At 39.9% G+C, this 746-nt stretch carries 1 protein-coding gene; it reads left to right on the top strand.

Going from position 1 to position 746, the window contains the following annotated elements; all coding sequences use genetic code 11:
- Positions 1 to 576, top strand: a 576-nt coding sequence (locus tag ACS8FD_RS19945) for a 7-cyano-7-deazaguanine/7-aminomethyl-7-deazaguanine transporter (protein WP_439277146.1), incomplete at its 5' end; no start/stop codon positions are given.
- Between the last annotated feature and the right edge of the window lie 170 nt (positions 577 to 746).

The following is a 746-nucleotide window of genomic DNA, read 5'->3' as shown; positions in this document are numbered from 1 at the left end:
TTTATCATCGCAAGTAGTAACTACTTGGTGCAATTACCTGTTGAGCTGTTTGGCTTTATCACCACCTGGGGCGCTGTTACCTTTCCTTTTATATTTTTGGTTACTGATTTGACCGTGCGTATCTTTGGTCAAAATCTCGCTAGACGCATTATCTTCTTTGCTATGCTGCCTGCGCTATTGATCTCTTATTATTTTTCAGTAGTATTTTCAAATGGTCAGTTTATTGGTCATGAACACCTGCTGGATTTTAATCTGTTTGTTTTTCGCATTGTTCTTGCAAGCTTTAGCGCTTATGTCGTCGGACAGCTGTTAGATATTCAGGTATTTAATAGATTACGCCGTCTTAGCGTCTGGTGGATTGCGCCCTTAGCATCGACGTTTATTGGTAATCTGGTCGATAGCTTGTGCTTTTTTGCCATTGCCTTTTATAAAAGTCCTGACCCTTTTATGGCGTCGCACTGGGTTGAGATTGGCGCGATGGACTACTTATTTAAGATCGTAATGGGTGTATTTATTTTCTTACCATTATATGGTGTGATATTGGCAAAGTTGCAGAAGATGCTGGCAGGGAAGTAGAGCATAAAAAAATAAGTTGTGTATACGTAAATGTCTAACACGCTCTAAAAACGGACATAAAAACAGGTCATAACCGATAGTGGCGATGACCTGTCGTGTAACGGCTCAGAACAATTTAAGCATTAAGCTTAGAGTTATCGAGACCTATTCAATTGCTGCTTGCTTACGAT

The organism is Psychrobacter sp. 1U2 (assembly GCF_051847575.1).
This window is presented reverse-complemented; position numbering and strand designations above follow the sequence as displayed.